This is a genomic window from Paenibacillus sp. FSL P4-0113 (assembly GCF_038009305.1).
Taxonomy (GTDB): domain Bacteria; phylum Bacillota; class Bacilli; order Paenibacillales; family Paenibacillaceae; genus Paenibacillus; species Paenibacillus polymyxa_D.
Window position 1 is genome coordinate 2,392,730 of the sequence record NZ_JBBPAZ010000001.1, and the last position, 18,479, is coordinate 2,411,208.

Sequence of the window (18,479 nt, forward strand, 5' to 3'; positions counted from 1 at the left end):
TCCCCCTCTTCTCCCTTACTCGTTCGGTTTTGATCCTTTTTCCTTCAGCCATCTTGGTGCACCCTTGTTTTTGCGATCACGCTCGCGCTGTGCTTTTCCTGCTTTGGACAAGGCTGCACCTTTGCTCTTGCCTGGAGCTGAACCGTTCGCGGAATTCCTGCCAGGACGTCCGTTTTCGGCACGAACAGGTGCCTTTCGGTCCTCCGCCGATGCTCCGTTAGATAAGGATCTAGCCTCGGAGGGTCTTACAGGTGCACGCTTGGCATCCGCCGGACGCGGCACAACTACTCGACCTCCATGCAACGCACGCTCTGCGATGTCAATGCCCAGTTCACGGGAGAACTTACGCATGATGAACGTTTCACGGTCAGTGACAACCGATGCCACCAATCCTTTGCGTCCCATCCGTCCTGTCCGTCCTGCACGGTGAACATAAGCTTGACTATCCGTAGCCGGATCAAAATGAATAACCATTTCAAGGCCCTCAATATCCAGACCACGGGCTGCCACATCCGAAGCGACCAGCACTTTGAGCTTGTCCTCACGGAATCGGGCCAACACATTGCTACGCGTGACTTTATCCGCATCTCCATACAAGGATGCCGTAGTCAGCCCCATATGCTTGAGCTTGGCCTCAATCTCCCCGATGGCATTGGTTGTATTCACGAACACCAGCGCTTTTCTCGGATTAAAATGACGTACCAGACGGCGCAGCATATCCACCTTATCCCGTTCTTCAGATACAAAGTAATAGTGTTCCAGTCCACTGGCCGTCTTCTGGTCGGGATCAATCCCAATTTCTACGTATTCACGCATCTCCCGTTTCGCCAGCGACTGAATCTCGTCGTTCAGCGTTGCGGACAGGAATACCAATTGACGATCGCGTTGGGCGGTGCCCAATATATTGGTTACATCGCCTGCTCCGCCGAGCTGGAACATCTGATCCACCTCATCGATAACAATGGCTGTAATATTGTGCATTTTCAACTTTTTTGAAGCGATGAGTTCCCGTACACGTCCTGGTGTGCCCACGACAAGCTGTGGATGATCCTTGAGCTTTTCGATTTGACGTTTGATAGCCGCCCCACCAATCAGACCGAGTACACGGATTCCGCGATGCTCACCGTAGCGCTGACCCTCACGTACAATTTGCATGGCCAGTTCCTGGCTTGGAGCTAGTATCAGCTTTTGCGTAGCCTTTTTCTGCGGATCAATCGCTTGCAACAGCGGCAGCAAATAAGCCAGTGTCTTGCCTGTGCCAGTTTGTGAGCGCGCCAATACATGCTTTCCCTTCATTATTTCCGGTATAGCCTCTGCCTGAACTGGCGAAGGCTGTGTAATTTCATGCTCAGTCAGTTTGTCCAACAGATCTTGTTCAACGCCGAGCGATTCAAAATTCAATGTCATGAAAAGGTCCAACCCCTATACGTAAATTCGTTACTCTCCATTATATGCGAAAATAGCCCTGTTACCAAATCACAAAAATAAAAGATGTCCCTCACCATAGCTAATGGCTTACGGGACATCTTTTATTTCTTATTCATCACCCCATGACCCAGCCTGTCGGTCAGTCTGGGAGCTAACTGATACAGCTTGAGAAAAGGAGATACCCACCGTGGCAGATTAACCTCCTCCTTGCGAAGCTCCATCGCTCTTACGATATGCCGTGCTACCTTATCTGGTTGTAGCATAAACCAGCTTACATTTCGAACATATCCTCCTGAAGGATCTGCCAACTCAAAAAACGGTGTGTCGATCGGCCCCGGATTAATCGTCGTTACAGTCACTCCACTCCCGCGCAGCTCTTGCCGGAGCGCATTGCTGAAACCGAGCAAAGCATGCTTCGTCGCCGTGTAAGAAGACGATTTGGCTGTCCCGATTTTCCCGGCCATTGATGCTACATTGACAATCTGTCCAAGACCCCGCTCTGTCATTTGTGGCAGAAACGCCTTGATGCAGCGAACAACACCCATGTAGTTCACGTCCATCATTTGTTCAAACTCCGTCAGGTCGGTTTCATTAAAATACTCAAACTTTCCGTAGCCTGCATTGTTAAGTAATATATCGACCCGTCCGTACTGTCCCAATACTCGTGCTGCAACAGCCTCTACCTGCTCCTGGCGGGTGACGTCCAGTTGGATAAGCTCATGTCTGCCGCTGATTCCCGCAGATACTTGCTTCAGTCGCTCCTGCGAGCGTGCTGTTAAAATAGGAATCGCGCCCTTTTCGCTTAACAACTGAGCGCAAAGGGCGCCAATCCCACTAGATGCACCTGTAATCACAACTATCTTGTCCTGTAGTATACTCACGCTCATCCCTCCACATTAAAGAAACTTGCTCCTTTAATATTAAGAGATCATCACCTGAATATCCAGCTCACCGATTCCTTCCACCGTGAGCGGAATATAAAGGGCACGCTGAGGCACAAAAGTGGTCAAGTTTTCTGATTTCATGACCTGCGGAGGCGTAATATCCACGACAATTCCCTGACTGGACAAAATCGTACTGGCATTACCACTAATCATATTGCCCAATTCTGAAATTGCGCTTTTTCCCATCTCATCAATTTCAGTCAACACAAATCCGCCCATCATCGCTGATACCATACGTAGCGCCACCTGTTCATTCAGGCCGAACACAATATTTCCGCTAAGCTGTCCGGTCATCCCGATCATAATCCAGATGTGGTCGTCCACCAGCTCGACATTTTTCACACCAAGATTTCCGGATGAAGGAGATACTTGGATCAATTGTTCAATGACCCGTCGCGCCGACTCCAAAAAAGGATTTATCACTTCTGCCTTCACGATCAAAGCGCCCCTTTACGATGGGCTTTTAGACACACAACAAAAGTCCCATTTAAATTAGAATTTTTTAATTAAATATTACTGTAAAACGAATCGATCCTCATTAAAATGCTCTCTATATCACTTATCGACAGCTACCCGGTAATTTTTTATAGCTAAACCACAAAAAATGTGAATAATGTCCTATATCTTTACTTCTTACCGGTTTTAGATTGATTATTTTTGAAGGATATCAGGACTTTAGTCTTTATTTCCCAATATACCACACTTTAAGGTGCTCTGCTTCGATTCATTGCCCTTCCTGCTCGAATAACCTATAATTTAATGAAATAAAGCATAACGACGGTTTTACATATGAACCTATGGATTGGCTAAAAATATTCATTCTATACAGCTGCGATAAGATTAAGAAAAGAGAGGAGGAACTTCATGAACATCAGTCAACTCGAAACACTTATCATGATTTCCAAAACGATGAGCTTCCGCAAAGCCGGAGAACTTCTCAATTTGACGCAGCCGGCGGTGTCCGCCCAAATTAAAAGTCTAGAGGATGAGTTCAAAACCATCCTGATTGACCGCAACCAGCCTGTCACCCTGACCGACCGGGGAGCTGTTTTTTTGGAACATGCCGAGCGCATATTAGAGGTTGTTGAGGAATTAAGACAAAAATTGTACGATCTAAACGAAACACCACAGGGTCACATTGCGCTGGGTACCACAACATCCATCGCTATTCAAATTTTACCGCGCGTGCTTTCCTACTTTCAGGATCAGTTCCCTCTCATCAAAACCTCCATTCAATCCATGGCTTCCTCCATGATTTATCAGCAGGTGGAGAACGGACTTATTGATGTTGGCATCGGCTATCTGATCGAACGTAATCCTAATTTAAGCACTTCGGTTCTGTATTACGATTCCTTTGAGCTAGTCGTGTCTCCTACTCATCCGCTGGCTTCACAACCACATGCTACCATTGAAGCCCTTCGGGAAATTCCGCTGATTCTGCTCTCTCCTGATACGGTGGGACGAAAATTCGTAGACGATGTATTTAAAAAGCACCAAATCGTGCCTCATGTCGTGATTGAGTTGTCCAGCAGTGAGGAAGTCAAACGGATGGTCGAAATTAATCTCGGTGCGGCCATTATTTCCAGACTATCGGTCACTTCTGAACTGCGTGCAGGCACATTAAAAATGATCCATATTCCTGAGCTGGAAGTTAGTCATCCGGTAGGAGTGATTTATAAATCCGGCCGATATCTAAACTCAGCCATGCAGCAATTTTTAAGTGATCTGAAGGGGATGCCGGAGACGAATTTCACCAGTTCTGAATAACGTAATTCGCTATGAACAACATACGCAATATAAACCCTGATTACGAAAGGAAGACAGGCTATGAAATTTGATCTGCACACCCATCATTTCCGCTGCGGTCATGCAGACGGAAACATTCGAGATTACATTGAAGCAGGCATTCAGTCGGGCTTACAAGCGATTGGTATTTCGGACCATTCCCCTTTCCTGGGCAGCGAACAGGATCAGGCTTTTCCTAAAATTTATATGGCCAAATCACAGCTTGCTGAATACGTAGAAGAGGTACAACAGCTTAAAAAAGAATACGAAGGACGTATTGACGTGCTCCTCGGATTGGAAACGGATTATTTTCCTGATTTTGCTGAATTATATCGTTCCACTCTGGCTCCTTATCCATTTGATTATCTCATTGGGTCGATTCACAATGTCGAAGGGGACAGCATTTTTAACCGTAACCGTTGGAACAAATTAAGCGACGCTCGTAAAATCGAGGTCAAACAAGCCTACTATGCGCTCATTCAGGAATCTGCGCGAAGCGGCATGTTTCAGATTTTAGGCCATATTGACGCAATGAAGGGGAACTTTCCAGCCTTTTCAGACATTCCTGCTGATGAAGCCATTGATGAAACCTTGCAGGTAATTGCGGAATCCAATGTGGCGATTGAAATTAACACTTCGGGTAAAACCAAACTGAGTGGCGGATGGTACCCGTCTGCTTCTATTTTAGAAAGAGCGCACCATTTTGGTGTGGAGGTTACTTTTGGTTCGGATGCCCATAAACCTTCGCGGGTAGGCGATGACTGGGAAGAAGTAAAGGCAATGCTGAAGGATATCGGCTTCCGGGAATGGGTCTATTTTAAAGAAAAACGTAAAATTTCTGTGGCGCTTTAAAATTCAAGGTGGGAATTGCCTCTCCGCAAATCATTTGATCTTACGAACGCTGCTGCAATGGAATTGTTGGGGATTGTAATTTATAAGGTAATAATTCCATTGCAAAGGCGAATGCTTAGCAAGATTATGACATCTATGTGTGAGGAGAATTACATATGCACTTGGAAGATCCTATGGACAAATTTAAAAAGCTAAAGCATGACATCACGCGATTTATGCTAATCTATAAATTTGCGCTCGACGAAATGGAAACCAAGATTGAAATATTAAAGCAGGAATTTCAGGCATTACACGATTACAGCCCTATTGAGCATACCAAATCACGCCTTAAATCTCCTGAGAGCATCATGAATAAAATGATTCGTAAACATAGCGAGTTATCGCTGGATGCTATCAAAGATCATATCAAGGATATCGCCGGCTTGCGTATTACTTGCTCTTTTATTTCTGATATTTATGATGTCAGTAACATGCTTCAGAGACAAAGTGACTTGAAGGTGCTGGAAATTAAGGATTACATCAAGAACCCCAAGCCGAACGGTTACCAGAGCCTGCATTTGCTGGTTCAAGTTCCTGTATTCATGTCGGATTGTGAGGAGCTAGTCTGCGTAGAGGTGCAAATTCGAACCATTGCGATGGATTTCTGGGCCAGCCTGGAGCATAAAATATTTTATAAGTACAACCAGTCCGTTCCCGAAAGTCTGACACGTGAATTAAAGAACGCAGCAGACTCCGCTAATGCGCTAGATCTCCAAATGGAGCGACTGCATCGTGAAATTAAGGAGATTAAAGACGCTAGAGGTGAAGAGGACTCCATGGAGGAGCTTCGGAAGATTATGATTAATAATCAGCAAATTACGGTGCCGGCCAATTTCTTGAAGCTTCTAGGAGAGTAGGATTAGGCGGTGCTCCACCGCTATGCGAATGATTGGTTCAACGAATCGCATGTTTGTTCAAAAATGAAAGAATAGAATCATTGATTAAGATCGGCTTCTCTCTAAGCATGTGCGGTCGATGACTACAACCCGGAACAATTAGATAACGTGAGTCTTGGGCCCCTGAGCATAATTCCAGGAGTTGCTCTTCTGTGGCGAAATCGTCATGTTCACCCGCGATAAATAATGCAGGGCACGTAATGCTACTTAACTCACTACGTGTCAATTGCGGATATTGGCGCCAATCCTGTGCGCTCTGACGCATAATCAAATTCATCTGCCCCCTCAGGACATGCGACTCCACTACAGCCTATGGTCGTAACGGTCGCAAACATTTGAGGGTGCTTCACCGCACAATATAAAGCCACATTGCCTCGCAGCTGTACCCATTTTTTCGTAATACATTTCTAAATCCTGAATCTCTACGTATGGCATATGATCCTCCTTTTTTTCATTGCGTCCTGTATCTTTTACATTCATTAGTCCGTCTATCTTAATATAAATGAAAACCATTTCAGAAGGAGTGATGTAAGTATGAAAAAGATACTTGTACTGGGTGGAACGCGCTTTTTTGGCAAGAGACTGGTGGAACGTCTGCTGGAGAGTTCCGAGAACTCCGTTACCATCCTCACACGAGGCCAAACAAGCGATTCGTTCGGTGACCGCGTTCAGCGGATCTGTGCAGATCGTACCGACCAGCAAGCGCTCGCTAAGGCAGTAGGCGAGCAAGTGTGGGACGTTGTTTATGATAATATTTGCTTTTCTCCTGATGAAGCCAGCGAAGCCTGCCGCATTTTTGATGCTAAAGCCAAGAGGTATATCGTGACCTCCAGCCTATCCGTCTATGATTCGAGACCGGAAGTGCTGACAGAGAGCATCTTTGACCCTCAAGCTTACCCGGTTCGCAAGGGCGGGAAAGACGATTTTACATATCAGGAGGCTAAACGGCAGGCAGAAGCAGTTTTTATGCAGCAAGCTACATTTCCTGTAGTTGCTGTTCGTTTTCCAATTGTATTGGGGACAGACGATTATACGAAAAGACTTCATTTTCATATCGAGCATGTTCGTGAAGGAACAGAAATCGGAGTACCTAATGCCGCAGCACAAATCTCATTTATTCGTTCCGATGAAGCCGCAGATTTTCTGTTTTGGCTTGGTCACACTCCTTTAACAGGGCCTGTAAATGCTTGCTCCGACGGTACAGTGAGGATTGGGGAGATCATTTCGATCATTGAGCAGGTAACTGGAAAACAAGCTGTGATGAAAGAAAAAACAGCAGACGAGCACATGTCTCCATTTGGTATTACACAATCGTGGTACATGGATACGTCCAAAGCCCAGTCAGAGGGGTACTCATTTCTCTCCCTAAATGTATGGCTTCCAGAGCTGATAACCAGCCTGACCCGTTCCTAAAAATCACAAAAAAAAGGGGACCCGAAGCTTCGGGTCCCAGCAATATATATATGATTCAAAGGGGGTCATGTTTATGTTGTACCCACTCTATGTTAAAGTAACTTTGCAGTTATATTTCATTTTTGTAACAAATTGAAATATAACTGAGCACAGCCAAGGCAAGAAGGCTACTCGCTTCCGCAGAAATAGAGAAGGCCCTACTATAGGATAACAAAAAAAGAGGACCCGAATCGTCGGGCCCAGCAACATATATTATTCAAAAGGGGGTCATGTCTGTATTGTACCCGTCCTGTGTTAGAGTTGTTTTGCAGTTATATTTCATCTTTGTAACAAAATATTCCACTTCCATTTCTATGCATAGTCCCCTTGGGTTATCGAAAATACCAATACACTTGGTACCACTCCTGAGGGATCATAAGCACCAATGGTACGCAGCAGGCGCATCTTATTTTTCATAAGCACGCGCATAGAAGCCTGATTATCCTCTTGGCAACGACTTTCGATCCGATGGAGCTTCAAAGATCCGAAACCAAAATTCAACATTTCTCCCACCACTTCTGTACCCAGCCCCTGTCCCCAAAAAGGACGATCCAGAATATAGCCCAATTGCGCCTCCCCCGTTCTTTCATTCCATTGCTGAAAAGAGACGATACCGAGCAACGGTGAAGAGGTAAGCTCATTGGATTCACTAAGTAGATTGCTTTCTTCTGTATTTCTCGGATGCCATTCCACCGCAAAATGCAGGGAATCTAGTGAATCGGAAGAAATTTTAATTTGCGCAACCAGACGCCGCATTCGTGCATAGACTGGCTTGCGAATTCGATTCACATATTGGATCACCAATGGATCGGATAGGATCCGTTCCAGCGCGGGATAATCCTCCGTTCTTAGCTGGCGCAATCGGACTCGGCGGGTGTAAAGCTCCGGTAGCCCAAGACGAAGCATTTCTCTGGTCAGCACAATGTTCCCTCCTGCGGATGGATTGGCTTTTAGAAATGAATGTTTCCATACTTAATCCAGTTCCTGAATCCCGCGGTAAATTCCTGTACGCAGCTCTCGAATATAATACGGCAAAGAAGGCACATCAGCTTCCTCCGCTTGTTTTACCGCCAGTTCTATATCATAAGGTACACGTACAAAATGAATGGAGAAGGACGTAGGCTGCTCCTCTCCCATCTCCCCCTCTAAAATGCAGTAGGAAGCCTGCGTAACATCCAACGGATTCCCGACACTGCCGACGTTAAAAAGTGTTTTTCCCTGAAAATGCTGGATAAAAGCATTGTGCACATCACCATATCCCACAACATCCGGAGCAAAAGCAACTTTTCCATTTTCTTCTGCTAACGGATCGAACATGGCAAGCCGTTTTTCCGGCTCATCCCATGGCTGCACACGGTGATACACACTTTGCGGCGAGGCATGCACCAGACGGATACGGCGTCCGCTCATTCTGAAATCATAATGAAACGGTAACTGTGCCAAATACTGCACTCGTTCTGCCCCCAAGCGCTCGGCTTGCCAGCTAAAATTGAGATCATCCGTAATACTGACCAGCTCATCCCAATTCCCCCGCACGACCACTTCACAACGTTGACGGACAGCATCCAGAACCTCGCTCGGGCTAGGCCCTTTGCCGATCAGATCCCCCAAACAAAACACACGGCTAATGCCTCGGGAAGCAATATCCTCCAGCACCGCCTCACAGGCAGGCCAATTGCCATGAATATCTGAAATGACAGCAATACGATCCATCTGAACCTCACTCCTTTGTCCGAAACGACTACATCTCTACACTACATTCAAGCCATCTTTATGTAGTTCCAAACTATATGACGAAGATGAAAAAAAATCATGGCCTATTGGCCGGATTTTAGTGTAATGACACTAAGCTCCGGCCTGCACAGCACGCGAATCGGCAGATGTGTCATGCCAATGCCTCGGCTAACATATAGCGGCATTCTCTCCGTTCCCACATGAAATAATCCCTGGATGTACTTGCGTCCACCCGGAGGCGGCATTGGCGCTCCAATGACCGGCAAGCGAACCTGTCCTCCATGCGTATGCCCCGACAATTGAAGATCAAAGGACATTTGCGCCGCCACATCTGCATAGTCCGGCTCATGCATCAGCAGGAGCTTGCACATCTCATCAGGTAGTCCGTGGATGGCACGCTGCGGATTGGGCTTGCCCATAATGTTATCCTCTAAACCGACCATGGCTACACGCTGCCCCGCGCGCTCTACAATCGCATGCTCGTTTCTCAGCAACGTAAACCCGGTTTTCGGATACAATTCCTGTACTCCGGCGGGTAAGCCTCTATAATCATGATTGCCCAGAATAGCAAATTTGCCAAGTGTGGCGTGCATAGAAGCCATAACTGGAACAGCAGCCTTCATGGATACTGCATAATCATCCACAATATCGCCTGTAAAACAGAGCAAATCTGGCTTCAGACCTGCTATCCGGTCCGCAAGCTCGCGTAAATCCTGCTCATCCATGTGAAAACCCAAGTGCACATCACTAAAATGTACGACCCTGATTCCGTCAAAAGCAGACGGAAGACGAGGGATAGACAAGTTGAAGCGTGTAATTTCCAAATGATTAGGCTCCCATAAGGAAGCATATCCTCCAGCTAGAAGCGCGGTTCCGGCTGTGGCTAAAGCCGCTTTTTTCAAAAAATGGCGGCGCGAAGGATTGGCTGGTTCATTTGAAACGGAACGCCGCGAAGAACCGGGAGGGATAGCGGCCCCCTGATGCGGGCCATCCTGACTCTCGCGGCGGGTGTGCGGCGTCTTCTCCATATGCGTTCCCCCTTGCGATCTATTCCTTGATCTCACTTATTCGAATTCTTACCGTCCAGAAGCTTTAGCGATGGGTGGACAACCACTGCTCCGCATAGTCTACCAAATCACGTTGCCTCGCGAAAAAACATGAAGCCTCCCCAATGTTCACCCGCGTAAAAGCTGAGGGACAGTCCCGTTCAAAATCAAGTCCCAGCTTCTCAAAGTCATCTGAGGTAATATTAAAATCCTGAAAAGATACCCACGCTTTTGCTCCATCCACCATCATAGGAGCTTGATGGGTGATCACTTCACGTCCATTGTAGGCTGTTCGATATTCCGCCAAATGCAGGGACGTGTTGCTGTCATGTCCGCAGCCCAACAGCACTACATAAGCATCTGCCTCGTACAGCTTCGCCAAGGGCGAATGCTCACCCAGTCCAAAGTCGAGCTCATGAGCTGCCAGTAATTCCGAAGCTGTGGGTCCACGTGCCGCCAGAGAAACATGCGGATGCCCGCTGCGCTTGGTTCCCGGCAGGCCACGGAACGTTTCTACAATGACGCCCATCCCTCCGGTCAGCGTCCAGGCCGGATCATAAGCGGGCATTTCCTCGCGTACCAGTTCCCACCATGACTCATCCAGAGGCGGGTTCATCCAAGTCGAGGGATCAGTCAAGTCATGTGACTGTGTCGGCATCACCAGCGTCCCTTCCGGGCCAACTGCTTCGGTTAGTGCGGCAAGAATGACCGAGGCCCCGCCTGGAACAAAGCGTCCAAAGCTGCGCATCGACGAGTGAGCAAGCAATGTCATGCCGCTCCGAACCCCCAGATCCTCTAATCCCTTCAATACATCCGACCTAGTGACAGGTCGATTCGTTATCGGTTGCACAGTCACCTGTCCAGCCTCCTTTTCTCCAAAAACGATACACAATACCATAATTATACCATAACTGCTATCCCGCGCTCCTTCCTCCATGTTACCCTCCATCATTCCTGAGCGCAAAAAACAGGCTTTCTCCAGTTTGAGAAAAAGCCTGTTTGGGCATAACCTATTCGCTGTCTAGTGCTATACAGTCAGCCAGCGCTTGAACATATGCTTGGTCGTTTCCTTGTTCATTTCGGCAATAGAAGTGGTCAACGGAATACCTTTCGGACAAGAGCGTACGCAGTTTTGCGAGTTCCCGCACCCTTCCAGCCCGTCGTCTGTCATCAACGCCTCTAGCCGCTCTTCCTGATTCATTTCCCCTGTCGGATGGCTGTTAAACAGGCGAACCTGAGATATCGCCGCAGGTCCGATGAACGTCGTCTTCTCGTTGACGTTCGGACAAGCTTCCAGACAGACACCACAGGTCATGCACTTGGACAGCTCATACGCCCACTGACGCTTTTTCTCAGCCATTCTAGGACCAGGGCCCAGATCGTAGGTACCGTCAATCGGAATCCACGCTTTGACCTTCTTGAGCGCATTAAACATCCGGCTGCGGTCGATGACCAAATCCCGAACTACCGGGAATGTGTTCATCGGCGCGATCGTAATCGGCTGCTCCAGCTTATCGACGAGCGCTGCACAGGCCTGACGCGGCTTGCCGTTAATCACCATGGAGCATGCTCCGCATACTTCCTCCAGGCAATTCGACTCCCAGCACACCGGAGCCGTCTCTTTACCGTGGCTGTCCACCGGATTACGCTGAATTTCCATCAGCGCGCTAATCACATTCATTCCCGGACGATAAGCCAATTCGAATTCTTCCGTATAGGGACTGGCTTTAGGATCAGCTTGACGGGTCACAACGAACTTCACCGTTTTATTCGACTTCACTGCTTGCTCCGACATCTAATACACTCCCTTCCGTTATTTGTTCTTGGAATAATCCCGAATACGCGGCTTGATCAGCGAAACATCCACCGCTTCATACGAGATTTGTGGTCCTTCCGGTGTCCAGTCCGCAATCGTCGTTTTCAGGAAATCCTCATCGTTGCGATCCGGGAAATCTGGTTTGTAATGAGCCCCACGGCTTTCGTTGCGCAGCAGCGCACCTTTGGTCATCGCTTCAGCCAGCTCCATCATATTCCACAGTTGCCGTGTAAACGCCGCACCCGCATTGTTCCAGCGCGAAGCGTCATTGATGTTAATGTTAGAATAACGCTCCTTCAGCTCCTTGATCTTGTGGATCGTAGCTTCCAGCTTGTCATTATAACGAACCACAGTCATGTTGTTCGTCATCCACTCGCCCAGCTCTTTATGAAGAACATAGGCATTTTCTTTTCCGTCCATATGCAAAATACGCTCATACTTCTCCGTCTGCTGATTGACTGCGGCATCAAATACGGAGGACGCTGTATCCTGTGCAGATTTTTTCAAGCCTTTGATATATTCCACAGCCTTAGGTCCAGCCACCATCCCGCCGTAAATGGCTGACAGCAACGAGTTCGCACCCAAACGGTTCGCTCCGTGGTATTGGAATTCACACTCACCAGCCGCGAACAGGCCTGGTATATTGGTCATCTGATTGTAATCGACCCACATGCCGCCCATTGAATAATGAACAGCCGGGAATATTTTCATCGGAATTTTGCGCGGATCATCACCGACGAATTTTTCATAAATTTCAATAATGCCGCCCAGTTTTACATCCAGCTCTTTCGGGTCCTTGTGGGACAGATCGAGGTAGACCATGTTCTCGCCATTAATACCCAGTCCATCATCAACGCATACACTGAATATTTCACGTGTCGCAATATCGCGAGGGACCAAATTTCCGTAAGCTGGATACTTTTCTTCGAGAAAATACCATGGCTTACCATCCTTATACGTCCAAATACGACCGCCCTCTCCCCGTGCCGACTCGGACATGAGACGCAGCTTGTCATCACCTGGTATAGCCGTCGGATGAATCTGGATAAACTCACCGTTCGCATAGCGTACGCCTTGCTGATACACCGCACCGGCAGCTGTGCCCGTATTAATGACGGAATTCGTGGTTTTACCGAAAATAATCCCGGGCCCACCAGATGCCAAAATAACTGCATCCGCCGCAAAAGTCTTCACTTCCATCGTACGCAAATCCTGCCCGCAAATCCCTCGACAGATGCCTTCATCATCCAGTACAGCCTGTAAAAACTCCCAGTTTTCATACTTGGTCACCAAACCCGCAGATTCCCAGCGCCGTACCTGCTCATCGAGAGCGTACAGAAGCTGCTGTCCTGTCGTCGCACCAGCAAAGGCGGTCCGATGATGCTGGGTACCGCCGAAGCGGCGGAAGTCCAGCAGTCCTTCCGGTGTCCGGTTAAACATGACGCCCATGCGGTCCATGAGATGAATGATCCCCGGAGCCGCTTCGCACATCGCTTTTACCGGAGGCTGGTTGGCCAGAAAATCCCCGCCATAGACCGAATCATCAAAGTGAATCCAGGGGGAGTCTCCCTCACCCTTGGTATTTACCGCACCATTGATGCCACCTTGAGCACAAACGGAGTGGGACCTTTTGACCGGAACCAAAGAAAATAAATGAACGTGAACTCCCGCCTCTGCCGCCTTGATCGTAGCCATTAGACCTGCCAGACCGCCGCCCACGACAATAATGTTGGATGCTGCCATTTCTGCTCACTCCTTTTTTTCAGGATTTTTAACCAAATCCCCTTTTACGTTTGAAAATAGAATTTCAACACAATGTATAATGGATATGACTCATTTACAGTAGTTGTTTAAAAGTACTGCATTGCACCAAGGCAGTTGCTGTTTCCTGAAATTCCGCGCTGCGGAATGCAAGCAGGGAAGCGATGAAGCCGATAGACACCACCACGAATAGGGTCATACAGATATAAGAAGATACTTTTTGCGCACGTGGTCCCACAGTAATCCCCCAACTGACCATAAATGCCCACAGTCCGTTAGCAAAGTGAAAGGATGCCGAAACGACACTGATTAAATACAAAATAAAATAAACCGGGTTTGTCACGATGCCATGCATGACGCCGCCTAGCTCCTCATGGGTTACATTACCCAGAGCGACCTGAAAGCGTGTGTCGTATACGTGCCAGATAATAAATACAAACGTAATGACGCCGGAAATACGCTGGAACAGAAAGCGCCAGTTACGTGAATAGCCGAACCTTTTTACATTCGGGTCAGCCTGATAAGCGATATACAAGCCATAAATTCCGTGGAACAGTAATGGCAAGTAGATGAATAAAGTTTCTAGCACAATAACCAGCGGCAAACCATTCAGGAAGGCCACGCTGCGATTAAATCCTTCCTTGCCGCCCTCCACCGCTGTGAAGTTCGTCACCAAATGCTCAACAAAAAATAGAGCCAACGGAATGACGCCAAGAAGCGAATGCAGCTTTCTGGAATAAAATCCTCTCATCTAGGTCATGCTCCCTTCTCCCAATAATAGCGTTTTCAATAGTAATATAACATATAAAATGACAGTTCCCGACAGGAAATGTCCAACAAGGTGTCCCTTATTAGGAAAAACAAAAGTGTGAACATCTTGTGTCGCTTTCATGTTACTCCTTTTCGGCTTATAATGGAATTGCAATATACGTATTAATTATTATGTCTTTTTTGCATATAGAGAGGAAGTGGATGATTTGTTTGAGGATTTGAACGCTTTTGCCGTCATTGTCGAGCAGTCCAGCCTGAATAAAGCCTCCAAACTGCTGAATCTGTCCCAACCCGCCCTGTCCCGCAAAATTGCCAAGCTGGAGGACGAGCTGGGTGTGAATCTCTTTGATCGTCGGGGCAAACGGCTCGAAATTACGTCCACTGGCCGATTTGTTTATACATTCGCACTAGAGCAACGGCAACGACAGCTTCGCTTCTTACAAAAGCTCTCCCAGCACAAAAATGAAGCCCAGAGTATGCTTACACTCGGCGCAAGTCTCACGACACTCCAGACAACGCTGCCTACCCTTGTCGAAGCTTTTATGAGCAAGCATCCTCAAACCGAGCTGAAGCTGCTCACCGGTAAAACCCATGAAATCGTCGCCTTTGTACGTGACAAAAAAGCAGACGCCGGTATTGTCGGATCTGCCATTCATGAAGTCGGACTGCGTTGCATTCCGCTATTTGATGATCATTTGGAGCTCGTTGTTTCCATTGGACATGAATTAACCGTCAAGACAGGAACGGCCTCGATGAAAGATCTGCAAGGACTGCCGATGATTATTTTCTCCAAAGGAACCTGGTATCGCAGTCTGACGGATGACTTGTTCCAGCGCAGCGGCATCATGCCGGATATCCGCATGGAAATCGACTCCTTCGAGGCAATTGTACGCCTGCTTCCAACCTGTAAGGCTTCTGCCTTGCTACCCAAATCCTATTTGCGCAGCGAACTATTACGGGATAATGGACTCACTGCACTGTACTTGCCCGATTTGAAGGAGACACGCCGAACGACCTCCCTCATTTACTCGGAGACGACCGATCTCGGTCCGACAGCACGACGCTGGATTAGCGAGACACGTGCGTCGTTTGCAGGCTACCGTATGGTGTAAAGGGTTTAGCCCTCTTCATTAACATTAACAACCTCATCCTCAAAGCGGCCGATATTATCATTCGAGCCGATGATGACCATAATATCGTCGGCTTTTAATCGATCCATAGCCGTCGGTGCGATCAGGATACCATTCGCCGTATGAAGCGCCACGACGCTACAACCAAAGCGGGTACGGGCATTTAGCTCTGCTAGCGTTTTGCCATTCAGACATGCAGGTACATTGAGTTCCACAATACTATATTCCTTAGACAACTCCAAATAATCGAGCAAATTAGGCGTGACTAGCTGGTGAGCCACCCGGATACCCATATCCCGTTCTGGATAAATAATCCGGTCCACACCGAGCTTTTCTAACGCACGCCCGTGCAGCACAGATATGGCTTTGGCTACGACTTTTTTCACACCCAGCTCCTTCAGCAAAATGGCGGTGAGGATGCTTACCTGAATGTCATCACCAATAGCAACAATGCCACAATCGAAATTACGGATGCCCAGTGATCGCAACGAGTCTTCATCGGTAGCGTCCGCCACGACAGTATGTGTCAACATCTCACTCATACTGTCCACAACATCCTCATTCCGGTCAATGCCTAGCACCTCGCACCCCATATCCACCAATTGCAAAGCCAGGCTTGAGCCAAACCGCCCCAAGCCAATAACTACAAACTGCTGCGTCTTCATATCTACTCGAAAACTCCCTTATCCTATAATCATTTTACCTTCCGGATGACGATATAATTCTTTACCCTTTTTCGGCCCCAGTGCATAAGCTAGCGTGAGTGGCCCCAGTCTACCTGCAAACATCGTCAGGGTAATCACCAGCTTGCCTATGACTGTCAAATCAGGTGTAAGCCCCATCGACAGCCCCACCGTACCAAACGCAGATACCGTCTCGAACAAGATCATCAGAAAATGATGATCTTCGGTTGCCGACAAAATCATCGTCACCCCGATCACGAACAGCAACCCCAGCAGTGTAATGGTCAAAGCCTTGTAAATTCGTCCCTGCGCAAGTCGGTACTTGAACAGTACAATATCTTCCCGCCCCCGCAGCATCGAAATCACCGCTCCAATGAGCAGGGCGAATGTTGTGGTCTTAATCCCGCCTCCAGTAGAGCCAGGAGAAGCCCCGATAAACATGAGTATGATGATAAAAAACTGCGTAGCCTGCCGCAAGCCTGCAATGTCCAAGGTATTGGCACCTGCGGTACGGGGAGTAACGGACTGGAATAAAGATCCCAATAGCTTACCACCCCAATCAAGCGAGCCGAGAGTCTTCGGATTCGTAAACTCAAATACAAAAATCACGAGCGTGCCGACTACAATCATAGCGCCCGTCATGCTGAGTACCACCTTGGTATGCAAGGACAGTCTCTTGCGCTTGCGATATTCTGCCAGGTCTGACATCACTACAAAACCAATGCCGCCTGAAATAATCAAAAACATGGCTGTAAAATTAACAATCGGATCATATACATAACCTGTCAAGCTGCGAAATTCACCGAATAAATCAAAACCAGCATTGTTAAACATGGAGATGGCATGCCAGATTCCAAAATAAATCGCCCTGCCTACGGGCATATCAAAGGACCAGCGAACCGAGAATATCGTAGCGCATACGCCTTCAATAACCAGTGAGTACAGTAATACCTTACGGATTAACCCGACAATTCCCTCTACAGAAGTCTGATTCATCGCTTCCTGCAAAATGAGACGCTCCCGCAGGGAAATCCGACGCTTGAACACCAGTGCAATCAAGGTAGCCATGGTCATAAAGCCTAGGCCGCCGATCTGAATGAGCGCCACGATAACAACTTGACCAAAGGTTGTAAAAAAGGTCCCCGTATCCTTTACGACAAGCCCTGTAACACAGGTCGCGGAAGCGGCAGTAAACAAAGCGTCTATAAACGCAAGTGGCTTTCCTGTTGTATTGGAGATCGGCAGCATTAACAATAAACTACCTATTAGAATGATAATGGCAAAGCCCGCAACGAATATCTGCGGTGGAGAAAGCCGGAGCCAGCTTGCATTGGGATTCATCTATTCATCACTTCTCTCCTAATCCTTAAAACTATAAAAACAGTGATTTAATACGGTGTAAGCTCGCTACGCGTTCCATTTGATCTTCCGATCGTCGTTGCCCCTGAATTTTTTGATTTTTCCAAACCTTAGTTAACTATAATTAGCATTCCCTGAATACAGGAAGAATGCATGTCAAGCACTACTCGGCCCCCTGTGCTATTGGCGGGCAGTAGCGAAGGGGGCAGAATTGTTCTGAAGAAGCGAAGCGTTTGCCTTTATCTCCGGATTTTAACCATTAAAGGGGGTATACAATCAAAAAATCCGGGGATAACAGCAATCGGAAGAATAATCTGCACCCGCAGCGGTCTATCTAACCAATCCAAACACTTTTATACGCACAAAAAAAGACACCGGAAAACCGAGTGCCTGACTTGGTTCCTGCTCATAGCCTACGAGGTTAGCTGACGGATTCGGGCAGCACAGTATGCCCTATTTACACTTCCGATCCACCAGTGATCGGCTGTAAAATTCACCCCAGTAACATGGTTCCCCCGTTTTCCCATAGAAATTCGGCTCAACTGTATATCATTACCTATGTATTTTATAGGCATTGCCTCAAGATTATAATCCTTCTATATCCAGATCACAAAACCGATTTCGTCGAAAAAACGTGAAATTGGCTTTATTTTGCGAATGGGCATCGTTTAATCGCAGCTTATCTTATTTTATTGGAACTTTAAAGTGCTTTCACTCTATTTTCATGAATATCGCTGGTCTGTTGGCGGGAACCTGTGCAGTATGATATCTTTAATGGATGTT

General features: G+C 47.5%; 18 protein-coding genes and 1 riboswitch. Of the genes, 5 read left to right on the top strand and 13 right to left on the bottom strand.

Going from position 1 to position 18,479, the window contains the following annotated elements:
* Positions 1–15: 15 nt before the first annotated feature.
* The 3 genes from MKX46_RS10035 to MKX46_RS10045 all read right to left on the bottom strand — a co-directional run bounded on the left by MKX46_RS10035 (position 16) and on the right by MKX46_RS10045 (position 2,807).
* Positions 16–1,407 carry a DEAD/DEAH box helicase gene (locus MKX46_RS10035; protein ID WP_029518262.1) on the bottom strand — a complete coding sequence of 464 codons (1,392 nt, stop codon included), beginning with the start codon at positions 1,405–1,407 and terminating at the stop codon, positions 16–18.
* Positions 1,408–1,529: 122 nt separating this feature from the next.
* On the bottom strand, positions 1,530–2,309 hold the full coding sequence (locus MKX46_RS10040; RefSeq protein ID WP_029518261.1) for an SDR family NAD(P)-dependent oxidoreductase: 780 nt from the start codon (positions 2,307–2,309) through the stop codon (positions 1,530–1,532).
* Positions 2,310–2,348: 39 nt separating this feature from the next.
* On the bottom strand, positions 2,349–2,807 hold the full coding sequence (locus MKX46_RS10045) for a chemotaxis protein CheX (RefSeq protein ID WP_029518260.1): 459 nt from the start codon (positions 2,805–2,807) through the stop codon (positions 2,349–2,351).
* 429 nt (positions 2,808–3,236) lie between these two features.
* On the opposite strand from MKX46_RS10045, the gene MKX46_RS10050 reads away from it, so the two are divergent.
* The 3 genes from MKX46_RS10050 to MKX46_RS10060 all read left to right on the top strand — a co-directional run bounded on the left by MKX46_RS10050 (position 3,237) and on the right by MKX46_RS10060 (position 5,905).
* Positions 3,237–4,139, top strand: coding sequence for a LysR family transcriptional regulator (locus tag MKX46_RS10050; RefSeq protein WP_023990132.1), 903 nt, complete (start codon positions 3,237–3,239; stop codon positions 4,137–4,139).
* A 60-nt stretch (positions 4,140–4,199) separates the two neighbouring features.
* Positions 4,200–5,009 (top strand): histidinol-phosphatase, encoded by an 810-nt coding sequence (locus tag MKX46_RS10055; RefSeq protein ID WP_029518259.1) that lies wholly within the window; start codon positions 4,200–4,202, stop codon positions 5,007–5,009.
* 155 nt (positions 5,010–5,164) lie between these two features.
* Positions 5,165–5,905: a GTP pyrophosphokinase gene (locus MKX46_RS10060; RefSeq protein ID WP_165148567.1), complete on the top strand. Its 741-nt coding sequence runs from the start codon at positions 5,165–5,167 to the stop codon at positions 5,903–5,905.
* Between the two features lie 37 nt (positions 5,906–5,942).
* On the opposite strand, the gene MKX46_RS10065 is transcribed toward MKX46_RS10060, so the two are convergent.
* Positions 5,943–6,215 carry an alpha/beta fold hydrolase gene (locus MKX46_RS10065; protein ID WP_238437842.1) on the bottom strand — a complete coding sequence of 91 codons (273 nt, stop codon included), beginning with the start codon at positions 6,213–6,215 and terminating at the stop codon, positions 5,943–5,945.
* 263 nt (positions 6,216–6,478) lie between these two features.
* On the opposite strand from MKX46_RS10065, the gene MKX46_RS10070 reads away from it, so the two are divergent.
* Entirely contained in the window at positions 6,479–7,357 is an 879-nt protein-coding gene (locus tag MKX46_RS10070) for an NAD-dependent epimerase/dehydratase family protein (protein WP_341071217.1), read from the top strand.
* Between the two features lie 351 nt (positions 7,358–7,708).
* Here the strand turns inward: MKX46_RS10070 and MKX46_RS10075 are convergent, their stop codons facing one another.
* The 7 genes from MKX46_RS10075 to MKX46_RS10105 form a co-directional block, all read right to left on the bottom strand.
* The gene (locus tag MKX46_RS10075) at positions 7,709–8,317 is read right to left on the bottom strand and encodes a GNAT family N-acetyltransferase (RefSeq protein ID WP_340886316.1); all 609 of its coding nucleotides are present in this window, start codon (positions 8,315–8,317) and stop codon (positions 7,709–7,711) included.
* 51 nt (positions 8,318–8,368) lie between these two features.
* A complete protein-coding gene (locus tag MKX46_RS10080; RefSeq protein ID WP_318628009.1) occupies positions 8,369–9,109 on the bottom strand; it encodes a metallophosphoesterase family protein in 741 nt (246 codons plus the stop codon).
* A 104-nt stretch (positions 9,110–9,213) separates the two neighbouring features.
* Positions 9,214–10,158: a metallophosphoesterase gene (locus MKX46_RS10085; RefSeq protein WP_069012628.1), complete on the bottom strand. Its 945-nt coding sequence runs from the start codon at positions 10,156–10,158 to the stop codon at positions 9,214–9,216.
* A 64-nt stretch (positions 10,159–10,222) separates the two neighbouring features.
* The gene (locus tag MKX46_RS10090; protein WP_069012665.1) at positions 10,223–11,032 is read right to left on the bottom strand and encodes an aminoglycoside N(3)-acetyltransferase; all 810 of its coding nucleotides are present in this window, start codon (positions 11,030–11,032) and stop codon (positions 10,223–10,225) included.
* 171 nt (positions 11,033–11,203) lie between these two features.
* Positions 11,204–11,971, bottom strand: coding sequence for a succinate dehydrogenase iron-sulfur subunit (gene sdhB / locus MKX46_RS10095; RefSeq protein ID WP_039272681.1), 768 nt, complete (start codon positions 11,969–11,971; stop codon positions 11,204–11,206).
* Between the two features lie 18 nt (positions 11,972–11,989).
* Positions 11,990–13,735 carry a succinate dehydrogenase flavoprotein subunit gene (gene sdhA, locus MKX46_RS10100; protein ID WP_039272682.1) on the bottom strand — a complete coding sequence of 582 codons (1,746 nt, stop codon included), beginning with the start codon at positions 13,733–13,735 and terminating at the stop codon, positions 11,990–11,992.
* Between the two features lie 94 nt (positions 13,736–13,829).
* A complete protein-coding gene (locus tag MKX46_RS10105) occupies positions 13,830–14,504 on the bottom strand; it encodes a succinate dehydrogenase cytochrome b558 subunit (RefSeq protein WP_069012627.1) in 675 nt (224 codons plus the stop codon).
* Between the two features lie 226 nt (positions 14,505–14,730).
* Between MKX46_RS10105 and MKX46_RS10110 the strand changes: the two genes are divergently transcribed.
* Positions 14,731–15,636: a LysR family transcriptional regulator gene (locus tag MKX46_RS10110; RefSeq protein WP_069012626.1), complete on the top strand. Its 906-nt coding sequence runs from the start codon at positions 14,731–14,733 to the stop codon at positions 15,634–15,636.
* Between the two features lie 5 nt (positions 15,637–15,641).
* On the opposite strand, the gene MKX46_RS10115 is transcribed toward MKX46_RS10110, so the two are convergent.
* Both MKX46_RS10115 and MKX46_RS10120 read right to left on the bottom strand, forming a co-directional pair.
* Complete coding sequence (locus MKX46_RS10115) at positions 15,642–16,319, bottom strand: potassium channel family protein (protein ID WP_023990146.1); 678 nt, start codon at positions 16,317–16,319, stop codon at positions 15,642–15,644.
* A gap of 18 nt (positions 16,320–16,337) precedes the next feature.
* The gene (locus MKX46_RS10120; RefSeq protein ID WP_029518249.1) at positions 16,338–17,678 is read right to left on the bottom strand and encodes a TrkH family potassium uptake protein; all 1,341 of its coding nucleotides are present in this window, start codon (positions 17,676–17,678) and stop codon (positions 16,338–16,340) included.
* A gap of 413 nt (positions 17,679–18,091) precedes the next feature.
* Positions 18,092–18,245: riboswitch (cyclic di-AMP (ydaO/yuaA leader) on the bottom strand.
* Between the last annotated feature and the right edge of the window lie 234 nt (positions 18,246–18,479).